This window comes from Pseudomonas sp. BN102 (genome assembly GCF_029871245.1).
Classification (GTDB): Bacteria; Pseudomonadota; Gammaproteobacteria; order Pseudomonadales; family Pseudomonadaceae; genus Metapseudomonas.
This window is the reverse complement of the sequence record NZ_SSON01000076.1, coordinates 64,622-77,804: the sequence shown is the minus strand read 5'-3', so window position 1 is coordinate 77,804 and position 13,183 is coordinate 64,622. Positions and strand designations below refer to the sequence as shown.

13 protein-coding genes are annotated in these 13,183 nt (G+C 63.4%); 8 read left to right on the top strand and 5 right to left on the bottom strand.

What is annotated here, in order from left to right:
- Both E8F12_RS24055 and E8F12_RS24050 read right to left on the bottom strand, forming a co-directional pair.
- The coding region (locus tag E8F12_RS24055; RefSeq protein ID WP_280323305.1) for an NAD(P)-binding domain-containing protein at nt 1-483 on the bottom strand (483 nt) is incomplete at its 3' end.
- Between the two features lie 14 nt (nt 484-497).
- The gene (locus E8F12_RS24050; RefSeq protein ID WP_280327702.1) at nt 498-1,250 is read right to left on the bottom strand and encodes an SDR family oxidoreductase; all 753 of its coding nucleotides are present in this window, start codon (nt 1,248-1,250) and stop codon (nt 498-500) included.
- A gap of 111 nt (nt 1,251-1,361) precedes the next feature.
- On the opposite strand from E8F12_RS24050, the gene E8F12_RS24045 reads away from it, so the two are divergent.
- Entirely contained in the window at nt 1,362-2,288 is a 927-nt protein-coding gene (locus tag E8F12_RS24045) for a LysR family transcriptional regulator (protein ID WP_280327701.1), read from the top strand.
- A gap of 85 nt (nt 2,289-2,373) precedes the next feature.
- Here the strand turns inward: E8F12_RS24045 and E8F12_RS24040 are convergent, their stop codons facing one another.
- The 3 genes from E8F12_RS24040 to E8F12_RS24030 form a co-directional block, all read right to left on the bottom strand.
- Nucleotides 2,374-2,715, bottom strand: a complete 342-nt coding sequence (locus tag E8F12_RS24040; RefSeq protein ID WP_348532435.1) for a cyclophilin-like fold protein — start codon at nt 2,713-2,715, stop codon at nt 2,374-2,376.
- Nucleotides 2,716-2,952: 237 nt separating this feature from the next.
- Complete coding sequence (locus tag E8F12_RS24035) at nt 2,953-4,083, bottom strand: MFS transporter (RefSeq protein WP_280327708.1); 1,131 nt, start codon at nt 4,081-4,083, stop codon at nt 2,953-2,955.
- Nucleotides 4,084-4,195: 112 nt separating this feature from the next.
- A complete protein-coding gene (locus tag E8F12_RS24030) occupies nt 4,196-5,224 on the bottom strand; it encodes an alpha/beta hydrolase (RefSeq protein ID WP_280327700.1) in 1,029 nt (342 codons plus the stop codon).
- 177 nt (nt 5,225-5,401) lie between these two features.
- Here E8F12_RS24030 and E8F12_RS24025 point away from each other — a divergent pair, with 177 nt between their 5' ends.
- From E8F12_RS24025 to E8F12_RS23995, 7 genes are all read left to right on the top strand, one after another.
- The gene (locus E8F12_RS24025; protein WP_280327699.1) at nt 5,402-6,304 is read left to right on the top strand and encodes a LysR family transcriptional regulator; all 903 of its coding nucleotides are present in this window, start codon (nt 5,402-5,404) and stop codon (nt 6,302-6,304) included.
- Nucleotides 6,305-6,622: 318 nt separating this feature from the next.
- On the top strand, nt 6,623-7,699 hold the full coding sequence (locus tag E8F12_RS24020) for an RES family NAD+ phosphorylase (RefSeq protein ID WP_280327698.1): 1,077 nt from the start codon (nt 6,623-6,625) through the stop codon (nt 7,697-7,699).
- A gap of 304 nt (nt 7,700-8,003) precedes the next feature.
- Nucleotides 8,004-8,918, top strand: coding sequence for a DMT family transporter (locus E8F12_RS24015; RefSeq protein WP_280327697.1), 915 nt, complete (start codon nt 8,004-8,006; stop codon nt 8,916-8,918).
- On the top strand, nt 8,915-9,688 hold the full coding sequence (locus tag E8F12_RS24010; RefSeq protein WP_280327695.1) for a pirin family protein: 774 nt from the start codon (nt 8,915-8,917) through the stop codon (nt 9,686-9,688). Before E8F12_RS24015 ends, E8F12_RS24010 begins: the two co-directional genes overlap by 4 nt.
- 13 nt (nt 9,689-9,701) lie before the next feature.
- On the top strand, nt 9,702-10,790 hold the full coding sequence (locus E8F12_RS24005; protein ID WP_280327694.1) for a LysR family transcriptional regulator: 1,089 nt from the start codon (nt 9,702-9,704) through the stop codon (nt 10,788-10,790).
- Nucleotides 10,791-10,991: 201 nt separating this feature from the next.
- Nucleotides 10,992-12,224, top strand: a complete 1,233-nt coding sequence (locus tag E8F12_RS24000; RefSeq protein ID WP_280327693.1) for a hypothetical protein — start codon at nt 10,992-10,994, stop codon at nt 12,222-12,224.
- A 118-nt stretch (nt 12,225-12,342) separates the two neighbouring features.
- Nucleotides 12,343-13,014 (top strand): hypothetical protein, encoded by a 672-nt coding sequence (locus E8F12_RS23995; RefSeq protein ID WP_280327692.1) that lies wholly within the window; start codon nt 12,343-12,345, stop codon nt 13,012-13,014.
- The last annotated feature ends 169 nt before the right edge of the window (nt 13,015-13,183 follow it).

The following is a 13,183-nucleotide window of genomic DNA, read 5'->3' as shown; positions in this document are numbered from 1 at the left end:
CGCCGCGACCTCGGCCTTTGCCGCTGCATCCTCGCCGGAATAGAACAGCACGCGGCGTCCGCCCTCGGCTTGCGGGTCGCCAGCCAGCAGCGCCGGTGCCAGGTGGTTGAAGGCCTTAACCAGGCGAGCTCCCGGTAGCAGCTGCGCTACCACTTCGCTGGAACTCTGGGCGCCCAGGTCGAACGGCCGGAAGGTCGGCGCTTCGATAGGGTTGTTGGCATCCACCACGATGCGCCCGTTCCAGGGGCCGAGCCCGTCCAGCGCGGCGGGGATCTTCGACCAGTTCACCGCGAGGAAGACGATATCCGCCCGGGCGGCCTCCTCGCGGCTGACCGGCCTGACCTTCGGCCCCAGTTCATTGGCCAGCGCCTGCAGGCTCTCGGGCCCACGGCTATTGGCGATGACGACTTCGAGGCCCGCGTTGCTCAGGGCGCGGGCGATGGCGCTGCCGATGGCTCCGGCGCCGATGATGCCTATCTGCATGTCCCGTTCCTCCCTCAGGCGGTGAAGCCGCCATCGACCAGCAGTTCGGCACCGCTGACGAAGGCCGCCTCGGGGCTGGCCAGCCAGGCCACGGCGGCGGCAATGTCGCGAGCCTCGCCATAGCGGCCGACAGCGATGTTGGGGCGGACGAAGTCAGCCACCGGGCCGTCCGCCGGGTTCATGTCGCTGTCGGTCGGGCCGGGATGCACGGTGTTGACCGTGATGCCACGCGGGCCGAGGTCGCGCACAAGGCCACGGCTGAAGCCGGCCAGGGCGCCCTTGGTCAGGGTGTAGGCCGAGGCGGTGGCGAAAGCGGCGTACTGCACCATGGAGCTGCCGATATTAATGATGCGACCGCCGCGCCCCATGTGCTTGAGCGCCTCCTGGGTGGCGACGAACACGCCGGTGACGTTCACCGCGAGGATGCGCTGGAAATCCTCGAAGGCAATCTCCTCCGGGGCGCCGAGCACGCTGATGCCGGCGTTGTTGACCAGGATATCCAGCCTACCGAAGGTGCCGACAGCCTGCTGCACGGCGCTGCGTACCGCCTGCGGGTCACCGGCGTCGGCGGCGATGGCGATGGCCCTGCCGCCGGCCGCGATAATCTCGCCGACCAGTGCCTCGGCCTTGCTCGGCGAGGCGTGGTAGGTGATGGCGACGCTGGCGCCATCGGCGGCCAGGCGCTTGGCGATGGCGGCGCCGATGCTACGCGAGCCGCCGGTGACCAGGGCGACCTGGCCGCTGAGAGGACGGTTGGCGTTATTCATGTTGCAGACCTCATGTGGGTGGTGGGTGTGCTCATGAAACGCTTTTGGCTTTCCATTCGGTAGCGGGTAATGATTAGAATCACCTTCAACTGATGATTGAAGGTGGCACTTATGGAAACCCTGGCCAATCTGGAATCCTTCGTGCGCAGCGCCGAGTGCGGAAGCTTTTCCGCCGCGGCACGGCGTCTGGGGCTGACGCCGGCGGCGATCAGCCGCAACGTCGCCCAGCTGGAGGCCAATCTCGGCGTGCGCCTGTTCCAGCGCAGCACTCGGCGCCTTACCCTGACCGAGGCCGGCGAGCGCTTTCTCGGCAACGTCGGCGGCGGGCTGGAGAGCATCCAGGCGGCCATCGCCGATCTCACCAGCAGCGCCGGTGCGCCGGCCGGCGTGCTGCGCCTGTCGGCGGCCCCGGCCTTCGGCCGCGACTTCCTGCTGCCACTGATGCCCGGGTTTCTCGCCCGCTACCCGGCGGTAACGCCGGAATGGCACTTCGACAATCGCCAGGTGGAGCTGATTGCCGACGGCTTCGATGCCGCCATCGGCGGCGGCATCGAACTGTCGCCGGGAGTGGTGGCGCGTGAGCTGGCTCCGGCGCATCTGGTGTTGGTGGCGGCGCCTGGTTATCTGGCCGGACGGCCTGTGTCCAGGCGGCCGGAGCAGTTGGCCGAGCTCGATCAGTTGGCAATGCGCTCACCCCAGAGCGGCAAGGTGCGCAACTGGATGTTGCAGGGACCGAAGGGCGAGCGTGTGCCGCTGGAGCTGCGCCCGCGCATGCTGGTCAATGATCCCCAGGCGCTCTGTATCAGCGCACTGCTCGGTCTGGGCGTGGCGCTGCTGGCCGTGCCGGATGTGCTGGGGCATCTCGAGAGTGGCGCCCTGGTGCGACTGTTGCCGGACTGGCATGTGGATGCCGGTCCCATCTCGCTGTACTTCGCCAGCCAGAAACTTCTGCCGGCCAAGACCCGCGCCTTCGTTGATCATCTGGTCGAGCACTCCCGCGAACAGCAGTGGGCGCGGCGCTTCGACGCCAGATGCTGAGCTCTCGGGTTTCGCGACTGTCAGCAAGCAGCCCTTAATGAATAACCCTGCCCAATGACGCGGCTCCTGGAATGGAGAACCTCGATCAGTCAGACGAAAACACAACCCTTACACCGCATTGGCCAAGCACTTGTGCCAGGTCGATGGGGGCATCCACGCGGCCGAGGCGGGCGTATGAGTACGACGAGTCGAACGTCAGGTAGAAGACGACCACGGTGTCCGCGCCGTACAGCATGAGATCGCCGTTGCGGATCGTCCCGGGCGGGCTTGCGTTCGTGGGCAATGGTTGTGCTAGGTCGGCGTGCTTTTCATTGCCGTTGGGCTCGACCATGTCCAGCATGAGCGGCAGCCGCGAGGCAAAGGCGCGGGCGGTTTCGTTGTCGGCCAAGGTGATGGCGAAGCGACGTTCGCCGACGGTCATCCACATGCGTGACTCCTCCGATCTCTTAGACGCCGGTATGGCATCCGCGGTAGTTGCAGCGGGTGAAGCGGGCGCCGGTGGTTGGCCGGCTTCGCACCCACCCAGCATGAGCAGCCCCAGCAGGAGGTACGTTCCACGCTTGCATCGGGCTCGGCGGTGGTCGGTGCCCCTGGCGAACCGGTGGTGGTCGCCGCCAGGGACATTGAAGTCGCTCATGTTCATGGCCGTCTCCCTGTTCTGCGCTCAGGCGCGCTGCGCTGCTTCCGAGCGCGAGGTGACGAAAGTCAGGAGAGCCGCAAGTAGCAACAGGGTTGCGCTCGCGACCAAGGTGCTGCGGTAACCGCTGCTGTCGAACAGCAAACCGCCCACCGTGGAGCCTAGGGCGATGGCCAGCTGAATCACGGCCACCATCAGTCCACCACCGGCTTCGGCGTCCCTGGGCAGGGCTTGGGCGATCCAGCTCCACCAGCCTACCGGGGCGGCGGTGGCCATCAATCCCCAGAGGCCAAGAAGCGCCGCGACGGCAGCGGCCCAGGTGCCGAAGGGAATCAGCGCTACCGCGATAACCGCCATCAGGATCGGGATGGCGCTCAATGTCCCGTACAGGCTGCGCTTGAGGAACGCGCCGATGATCAGGGTGCCAGCGAAGCCGGCCACGCCGATCACGAGGAGGACGAATGACAGTGTGGACACGTCGACCCGCGTCACCGTTTCGAGGAACGGCCGTACATAGGTGAACAGGGCGAACTGGCCCATGAAGAAGAACCCGCAGCCGGCCATGCCCAGCGACACGGATCGATCTTTGAACAGCTTGAAGACATTGCCGGAAGCCGGCACGCATTCCCGAGGCTTCATGGCCGGCAGACTGACCCACTGCCAGACCAGGGCTATCGCCGCCACCGGCACCAGGCAGAAGAAGGCGCCGCGCCAGCCAATGAGCGACCCCAGATAACTGCCCAGCGGCGCGGCAATCACGGTGGCCAGGGCGTTGCCGCCGTTGAAGATGGCCAGGGCGCGGGGTACGCGGTCGGCCGGGACCAGCCGCATGGCCGTCGCCGCCGACATGGACCAGAAGCCGCCGATGACCACGCCGATGAGCGCACGGCCCACCATGTATGTCGGATAGTTCGGCGCCAGCGCGACGACCGCGCCGGAGACCGCCATCAGGGCGGTCAGGGCCAGCAGCAGTGTCTTGCGGTCCATGCTGCCGGCGAGTCGTGTAATCGACAGGCTGGTCAGTACCGCCAAAGCACCGGAGATCGCGATGCCTTGTCCAGCCACGCCTTCGTCGACCTGGAGATCGGCGGCCAGCGGCGTCAGCAGGCTGACGGGTATGAACTCCGAGGCGATCAGCGCGAAGACGCACAGCGTCATCGCAAGCACGCCACTCCAATGGGCGGGCTGCGCCTTTGCCTCGGGGATGGAAACGATGCCCGCAGGGGTGTCACTTGCCTGGATTTTCATGAAGCGGTTCGCCGGGCTCTGGTTACTGCAGGTTGTCCTGGAAGAACCGGGTCAACTTGTCGAAGGGAATGAGATTCACCCGGTCGTACAGATCGACGTGTCCGGCGTTCGGTACGATGTGGAGTTCCTTGGGTTCGCCGGCCAGGTGAACAGCCTCTTCGCTGAACTCCCTCGAGTGCGCGTTCTCACCGGCGATGAACAGCATCGGCCGTGGGGAAATGCTCTCGATGTCTTCGAACGGGTAGAAGTTCATGAACTTGATGTTGCTGGTCAGCGTCGGGTGAGTGGTCAGCTCCGGTGAAGAACCGGCCGGAGTGAACTCACCCCGCGCAGTGCGGTAGAAGTCGTAGAACTCCCGCTGGATGGGGTGGGTATCGGCGGTCAGTTCATGCACGGTGCCGCTGGTGTACTGGGCCTTGCCGCCGGTGAATTCCACATAGCGCTGTTCCGCGGCTGCTGCGATGACCTGTTTGCGTTGTTCCAGCGTCTGCGAATGCTTGAGCCCATTGCGGTTGGCGGCGCCCATGTCGTACATGCTGACGGTCGCAATTGCCTTCATGCGCGGGTCGATCTTGGCCGCGCTGATGGCGAAGCTGCCGCTGCCGCAGATGCCCAGTACCCCGATGCGCAGTCGATCAATGAAAGGCTGGGTGCCGAGATAGTCCACGGCGGCACTGAAGTCTTCGGCATACATATCCGGCAGCACGGCATTGCGCGGCCGGCCCTCGCTCTCGCCCCAGAACGACAGGTCCAGCGCCAGGGTCACGAAACCCTGCTCCGCCAGCTTCTGGGCGTACAGGTTGGCGCTCTGTTCCTTCACCGCGCCCATGGGGTGTCCGACGATGATGGCCGGGCTTCTTGCCGTCCTGTCCAGGCCGTTGGGAACGAAGAGATTCCCCACGACCTTCATCTGATACTGGTTCTTGAAGCTGACCTTGTGCAGGGTCACCTTGTCGCTCTTGTAGAAGTTGTCCGCACCGTTGGACATGTCGGCTCCCATCGCGGTGAACGAACTGATCAGAAGCCCAAGCAATACGAGGAATCTTTTCATTGGATCGTCCTATTCGGGTGAGTGGCCTGTCTCGGAGGCGTCAGCGGACGGCTCTCAAGCAAGGCGAGACAGGTCGGGGTGGCGTTATTGTTACGAAGCGACGGGGTTTTGATTAGCTAATGAATACTTAATGCGGTTATAAATCTGGCTAATCAATTCCTCGCCAGGCACGTCGCCATGCCCAGACACAACTTCAACGAACTGATGGCCTTCGTGACGGTGGCGCGCGAAGGCAGCTTCACCCGCGCAGCGTCACAGCTGGGTGTCACCCAGTCGGCCATCAGTCAGGTGGTATCGGCACTGGAGGCGCGCCTGGAGATTCGCTTGCTCACCCGCACCACGCGCAGCGTTGCGCTGACGGCCGCTGGCGAACGCCTGCTGCAAGCCATCGGTCCTCGCTTCGACGAAATCGAGGCCGAGCTGGATGCGCTGACCGAACTGCGCGACAAGCCGGCCGGTACGGTACGCATCACCGGCGGCGACCACATCATCAAGTCGACCCTGCTGCCGAAACTGATGCCGTTGCTCAAGGCATACCCCGACATCCGGCTGGAGTTCGACATCAACTACGGTTTCCGCGATATCGTGGCCGATCGCTTCGATGCGGGTGTGCGCTTCGGCGAAACCCTGGACCAGGACATGATCGCCATCCCCATCGGTCCGCATGTGCGCATGGCGGTCGTCGCGGCGCCGGACTATTTCGCCGAAAACCCCATCCCCAGGAATCCGCGCGATCTGGTGAAACATCGCTGCATCGACATCCGTTTCCCAACCCATGGCGGCACGGATGCCTGGGAGTTCGAACGCCGTGGCAAGAAGCTGAAGGTGCGGGGCGATGGCCGACTGGTATTCAACACCACACCCCATATCGTGGATGCCGCCCTCGGCGGTATGGGCATCGCCTACCTGCCAGAGGATGAGTTCTCCCCCCACATCGCAGAAGGACGCTTGATCCGAGTGCTGGAGGACTGGTGCCCCCATTTCTCGGGATATCACCTGTACTACCCAAGTCGAAGGCAACCGTCGCCGGCTTTTTCCCTGGTGGTCGATGCACTGCGGGTGAATCGCCAAAGCAGGTAGTAGTCCAGCTTGGCTGCATCCCGGAGCCAAAGCTGGGCTGCAGGGTGCTGAATGTCCGCTTTTCGCAACCGGAAACTACCCTCTTCAAAAGGCAGCTTTGGCCGATCTCTGCCGAACGTAACCGGCAGAAGTCGACCCGAAGCAGACGCTCGCAGGCTACGCGTCAAAGGTGAAAACCCGGTCAATCGAAATTAGCCAAGAGGCTGTTGATAGCTTCACAAGCTACACCAGGAAGCATCGCCACTAAGGTAGTTTTCCTGCCGGGGTCACCCGCAATACTGTTGACTTCACTCTCCAACAAACCTCAGCGGAACTGCCATGGCAGACGAAACGGCGAACGATGGTCAGCCTCTCCTTTGCTCTAACTGCTTTGCAGATGAGGGGTTGCGGATTGATGCAGTCAAGCACGGCCTTGAGCAGCAAGGCGATTGTCCGAATTGCAAAAGCCCCGAAGGGCGAAAGCTCATGAAGGAGCATATTCAGGGCCTTGCATGGCGCTTCTTTGTGAGTGGCACCACAATCCGCTGTGAATACGGCGCAGCGCCGGTGATCCAGTGCAACGAGTATCACTACGGCAAGAGCGATATCTCGCCCTCGCCATGGCTCGAGAACGACATCAAACTGATTGAAAACGCGGCGAAGATCGGATTCTTTCACTATGGACCGCGTCTTTGGATGGTCGGCGAAGTCGAACCGCTCAAGGCTTTGCAGGACCCCGTGACGCGGCCGCAGATCATCGAACGCGTGCTGAAGGAATACCCAGAAAGGACGGTCTCCAAGGGCACAAAGTTTTATCGCCTTCGGGTCAGCCCTCAGCGTCGTGCTGACCCGGCGGAGTATGACAGCCCGCCGGCTGCCCTCGCGGGGAAAGGGCGTTTGGACTCCTCCGACTTCCCGGTGATGTACGGATCACAGGATATCGATATCTGCATCCACGAATGCCGGGCCTCTACGGAGGACGACATTTACGTCGCCACCCTGAAGACGCAGCGGGACTTGCGCCTCCTGGATCTGACCCAGGTACTTGAGGAAGAAGGGACGGAGTTCGAGAGCCTGGATATAGCTGTCCACATGCTGTTCCTTGCGCGGTCTCATTCATACGAGATTTCGCGCGCGATCGCCCTGGCCGCAAAAAACGTAGGCTTTGACGGCGTAATTTATCCCTCGTTTTTCAGCCTGATTCGCACGGGCGGCCATCCTTTCGAGACATCCTATGGCCTTTCCCTGCGCCGCTTTCATCCCGAGCGGAACAAATATGCGGCGGAATTCACGATTCAGAACTTCGCCCTGTTCGGGCGTCCGCTGGAAAGTGGGTTGGTAAGTGTCGACTGCATCAACCGGCTGATTCTCACCCAGGTCGGTTACCTAGGGCATTTCGGGCCCGTTACGTATTGAGTTCTGGCTCCACGTCCATCCGACAACTAGCCAGGCAGTAAATGTCCGCTCCTGGCCGTTTTCGTTGATGAACTCGACCTTGGCGCACTGGGTTTCGACGGTGGGGAAGGCAGTGCGTGTAACGTGGCGTATTCCTTGTGTCGTCGGCGTGCGTGTTCCACGGTCGACCTGGTCAACGTGACTAGGTCAAGCGGGCTACGTCGATTCCCCACTCAGCGTGAAAGGTGAAGTTCCAAGGGGCCTCTAGATCGGCAGCAACCCGGTATCCAGACTGAGCAGGACATCAACGAGGAGCCTTCACCCCATGAACCTGTCCCGACTCTGGCCGCTGCTGCTGGGCACCGGTATCACGCTCGGCCTCGGTACTCCGATCGCGAAGGTAGCGGCGCACCACGGCGTGGGCGCACTCGCCTTCGCACTTTGGCCCACGCTGGCTGCCGGCCTGCTGCTCGGTGCGATCGGGCTGTTTCGGCAGGGACGTCCTGCCGACCTGCCGCGCCTTGTGCGCTTTGGCAGCGTCGCCGGCCTGTTCGGCCACGCGCTGCCGATGTCCGCGGTGTTCTGGCTGTCCTCGCATGCCGGCGCCGGCTTCGCATCCTTTTCGCTGGCACTGCCGCCGGTGTTCACACTGCTGTTCACCATGCTGCTCGGTCTCGAGCGGCCTGCGCTACGCCGTGGGGTCGCAGTCGGGCTCGGCCTGTCCGGGGCGCTGCTGATGCTCGCCGGCCGCGGCGGTTCGTTCGAGGCCACGCCGACGCTGCTGGCCATGGCGCTGGCCATTCCCGTCACGATCGGCGCGGCCAACATCTACCGCGCGCGCCGCATGCCGCCCGGCGCCAGCGGCGTGTGGATGTCGTCGATGACACTGCTAGCCTCGTCGTCGATGCTCGCGCTCGCCGCCCTCGCCCAGGGCTCCATCGCGCCACCGCTGACGGCCCCGGCCCTCGCCTGGCTGGCGCTGCAGGCCGGTGTGCTCACCGTTGGCTACCTCTTCTACTTCGCGCTGCAGCGGCGGGCCGAGCCGGTGACCTTCAGCTTCATCGGCTACGTGATGATGCTGCCTGGGGTGACGATCGGAACCTTCGCCTTCGGCGAGCGACTGCCGTGGACGGTGTGGCCCGCGGCCGCACTGGTGTTCGTGGCGCTGCTTCTGCTGCAGCGGCCGGCGCGGGCCCCCATGCCCCTTGCGGTCCAGCGCGACGAGGGGGCACCGGTATGAGCCTCTTCGAGATTCGCCGCAGCGCGGAGCGCGGCACGATGCACACCGACTGGCTCGACGCGCGCTTCAGCTTCAGCTTCGACGACTATGTCGATCCGCATCGCACGCGCTTCGGCCCACTGCTGGCGCTCAACGACGACCGCGTGCAGCCGGGCACCGGCTTCCCGATGCACCCGCACCACGACCTCGAAATCGTCATGCTGCCGCGCAGCGGCGCGGTCGAGCATCGCGACAGCCAGGGCCGCGAGATGTTGGTACGGCCCGGCGAACTGCAGTGGATGCGCGCCGGACGCGGCATCCGCCATCGGCAGTGGAACATCTCATCGCACGAGGTCGACCACCATTTCCAGCTCTGGTTCGCGCCGTCTACCGCTGGTCTTGAGCCAGCCGTCGAACGGCTCGCGTACCAGACGCCCACACCCGGCGCCTGGCGCACCCTCGTGTCGCCGCAGCCGCAGGACGGTGCGCTGGACATTGGCGTCGACGTGGTGCTCGCCCTTGGCAGCGCCGCACCGGGCCAGGCGCTCGAGATACCGGCACGTATCACGGGCGGTCTCTACCTGCACTTGATGCAGGGGCGCATCGAAGTGCACGGCACCGGCCTCGGCCGCGTGGTCCTCCAGGACGGCGACGCAATCGTGTTCTTCGACGGCGCGCCTCAGTTGCAGCTGCTGGCATCGGCGTCAGCCGAACTCCTGCGTTTCGACACCGCAGCGGTCGACCCGCGAACCGGCCTGATCGCGTCCCCATCCCTCCATGCGAGCGTTTGAAGGAGCCCCGGTCATGCCCCGCATCGTCGTCCTCGGCTGGTCCTGGCGGCACACCCACGACTCAACAGCGCTCGCCGGCGCGCAATTGCAAGGCCATCACATCGTGCTGGCAGTCAAGCTTGCGTTCGCCCTCGACTACACTTTCGTCATAGTGTCGATGCACTGGCAAGGCATGTGGTGGCGCGGCACTTACCGCGAGAGATTCATGGACAGACACTTGGCTCTGCAATGCTTCTGTCGCGTTGTCGAGACGGGCGGGTTTGCCGCGGCGGCACGCGATCTCGACTACTCGCCATCGATGGTGAACAAGTACATCGTGCATCTCGAGGAGTGGACAGGCAGCCGCTTGCTCGCTCGTACCACACGACGCATGCAGCTCACCGAGGCCGGTGAGCAATTCTACGCGTACTGCCGACGCGTGCTGGACGACACCGAATGCACGCTGGGTGAGATCCGCGCGGCCCGCGGCGAGCTCTCCGGCCGGCTGGTGCTGGCGGTGCCGGTGTCGCTCACGCTAGCCTTCCTCAATGACCATCTGCATGCCTTTCAGACGGCCTACCCGGGCATCGAGCTCGAGCTGAGGCTGTCGGACCGGCCCGTCGACCTGGTACGCGACGGCATCGATGTAGCGCTGCGCGGCCAGGCGCAGCTCGATGACTCCTCGCTGATCGCGGTGCCGCTGATGGTGATAGAGCGTTCCGTGGCTGCGGCACCGAACTACTGGCGCCAATATGGCAAGCCCGAACATCCGTCGGGACTGGCGTGCCACAACTGCCTGCCTTATCTGCTCGGCAGTGACGCCACGCGCTGGCATTTCGACGGGCCTGGCGGTCCACAGAACGTGGAGGTTCGAGGGAACTTCCGCGCGGACAATAGCCTGATGTTGATCGATGCGATGCTGCGGGGCGTGGGCGTGGGATTGGTTCCCCGCGTGATGATGCGCACCGAAATCACCGAGGGTCGGCTGGATACCGCGCTGGACGATTGGCGTGCCGAGCCGCGCAAGTTGTTCGCCATCTACCCGAGTCGTGAACACCTGCCGGAGCGGGTGCGTACGCTGTTGCACTTCCTGAAGGAGCGGTTGGGCGGGGCGGGCGGTTGAGCTCAGGCCGTTGCTCGCTCAGGCAACCTCTCGTTGCAACCGGCCCAGCGCCAACTCGCGTGATCGTCACCACAACCTTCGGCGCAATCTTTGGTTACTGGGCGTATCCGTTCTCTGCATAGACGCCAAATGCAATTCCAACTGCCTGAGTATTTTTCACGTGCTTTCAGGCGCCACTTCACCACCTGTAGGAGTTTTCAGATGCATTCGAAGATGCTCGTCGCCGTCGCGTCCGCTTTGCTAGCCACCGCAACCTTCGCCGCCGATGTGAAGTCCGTATCGCGGCTCGCATTCGGCCCCGACAGCATTCTCTTTGTTGCCGACTGGAAAGGCGCCCAGGTGCATGCGCTGGCGTTGTCTGCGCCTGTGCCCAGAATGGGCGAAGGGACCTTCAACATCGTGGACCTGGAGACGTTGCTGTCCAAGTCACTTGGCGCCGGCAAGGTCAAGGTTGAAGACATGGCAGCGCGCCCGGGCTCGGGCGAGGTGTACTTGGCAGTGAGCGTCGGGGCGAACAAGACGCCGGCGATTGTCGCAGTCACTGCCGACCAGAAGGTTCGCAAGCTCAACCTTGCGAGCATGAAGTCGACGACGGTGACGCTGAAGAATCCAAACAACTCCAAGGTCGAGTTCTGGAAGGAAACACCGGAGCGCAGCTTCACCGTCACGGACATGAAATGGAACAACGGCGAGTTGTTCGTTGCGGGCCTGTCGAACCAGGACTTCGCGTCGACGCTACGTCGCATTCCGTACCCGTTCACCGACAAGCAAACGATGACGTCGGTGGAGATCTACCACACCACGCATAATCAGATTGAAACGCGCGCACCCATTCGCGCGCTATCGTTCGCCTCACTCGGCGGAAAGCCTTACGTCGTCGCCGCCTATGTTTGCACGCCGCTCGTGACTATCCCGCTCGAGGACCTGAAGGACGGTGTGCACATCAGGGGCAAAGCAGTCGCAGAACTGGGCTACGGCAACACGCCCGCGGACATGATCTCGTACAGCGCCAAGGACGCGAGCGGCAAGCCGCAAGACATGCTGATGCTGCTGAACTACCACCGCTCGGGCAACATCATCCCGGTCAACGAGATCCAAGCTGCGAATGAGAAGCCTGGCATCGACAAGCCCGTTCCTGCCGGTGAAATCATTGGCGTGCAGGAGACTCCGGCACCGTTGGTGGGGGCCACCCGTATCGACAACGTCGACGACCAGTTCTTCATCGTCGTGCGCCGTGCGCTGGAGACTGATGCCCTGCAGTTGGTGTCGTTCGACAAGGCCATGTTGTTCCGGCTAACCGATTTCGTTTCCGAGTACGACTTCCCGCAATACCGCTACAACAACGTCGAGTTCCAGCTCAAGAACTTCAAGCCTGCCCATGACATCCTGATGAAGCAGGAAGGGTTCCCCGAACTCATCGGTACGCATGAGTGAGGTCGGTATGACGAATGCGTTGCGCACTCTGTGCGCGTTGGCCCTGTGGACTGCGGCCGGGGCTCAGGCGGTCGCGGCTCAACTAGTGCCTGTTGCCGTTCAACCGTCCGGACCGGAGGTGCCAGCGAACCTGCTGCGCATCTCCCTGGTGTTCGCGCAGCCGGTTGGCGAGCAGGTCCTGCCTCGGTTGGAACTGCGTCAGGCCAACGGTAATGTTATCGACAAGCCATTCTTCGAGCAGGAGCTCTGGTCCCCCAGCGGCAAGATCTTGACGGTACTTCTGCATCCTGGGCGGGTGAAGAGCGGGCTTATCGCCCATGACACCGTCGGACCTGTGCTCTACGCCGACGGAGTGGTTGTGTTGATATTGGACGGTCAGGAAATCAAGCGCTGGAAGGTGGGTTCGGACGACTACGATGGCCCGCGCCCGTCTGGCTGGAACGTCGGAAGCGTGCGTGCAGGAACACGCGAGCCGCTGGTGGTGGAGTTGGACGCGCCCATCGACGGTCGGGATGTCGACTACCTTGCGGTTGCGAACTCGAGTAATCGCCGAATCCAGGGGCGCGCTCGGCTGGAAGTTGGCGAAAAAAGATGGACCTTTACGCCCGACGCTCCCTGGGCGGATTCGCGGTACACGCTGGCGGTCTTCGGCAACCTTGAGGATCCTTCCGGCAATCGGTTGAACGGACACTTCGAGTCGCCCGGGACCGCGCCTGAGTCGGCTGCTGCCGACGTCTATATCCCTTTAGCGATTAACCGAGCGCTGGTGACGCGCAAGCGGCGCCTTTAGGGGGACGGTCAGAGCAGTTGCTACACATTGCGCGGAACGATCAATCATTTTTGCACTGCCCTAAAAGCAGAACCCCCGCAGGGCGATTGAGCGCGCCTGCGGCACGCGTTACGGCCTGAGCGTCAGGTCAGATTCTGCAAAATCCGCAAGGAAACGCGGGGCTACTTCC

Coding starts and splice junctions, on each gene's coding strand:
- E8F12_RS24020 (WP_280327698.1), top strand. CDS start 6,623: ATGGCAGACGAAACGGCGAACGATGGTCAGCCTCTCCTTTGCTCTAAC.
- E8F12_RS24015 (WP_280327697.1), top strand. CDS start 8,004: ATGAACCTGTCCCGACTCTGGCCGCTGCTGCTGGGCACCGGTATCACG.
- E8F12_RS24030 (WP_280327700.1), bottom strand. CDS start 5,224: ATGAAAAGATTCCTCGTATTGCTTGGGCTTCTGATCAGTTCGTTCACC.
- E8F12_RS24035 (WP_280327708.1), bottom strand. CDS start 4,083: ATGACGCTGTGCGTCTTCGCGCTGATCGCCTCGGAGTTCATACCCGTC.
- E8F12_RS24025 (WP_280327699.1), top strand. CDS start 5,402: ATGCCCAGACACAACTTCAACGAACTGATGGCCTTCGTGACGGTGGCG.
- E8F12_RS24005 (WP_280327694.1), top strand. CDS start 9,702: ATGCCCCGCATCGTCGTCCTCGGCTGGTCCTGGCGGCACACCCACGAC.
- E8F12_RS24010 (WP_280327695.1), top strand. CDS start 8,915: ATGAGCCTCTTCGAGATTCGCCGCAGCGCGGAGCGCGGCACGATGCAC.
- E8F12_RS24050 (WP_280327702.1), bottom strand. CDS start 1,250: ATGAATAACGCCAACCGTCCTCTCAGCGGCCAGGTCGCCCTGGTCACC.
- E8F12_RS24040 (WP_348532435.1), bottom strand. CDS start 2,715: ATGTGGATGACCGTCGGCGAACGTCGCTTCGCCATCACCTTGGCCGAC.
- E8F12_RS24045 (WP_280327701.1), top strand. CDS start 1,362: ATGGAAACCCTGGCCAATCTGGAATCCTTCGTGCGCAGCGCCGAGTGC.
- E8F12_RS24000 (WP_280327693.1), top strand. CDS start 10,992: ATGCATTCGAAGATGCTCGTCGCCGTCGCGTCCGCTTTGCTAGCCACC.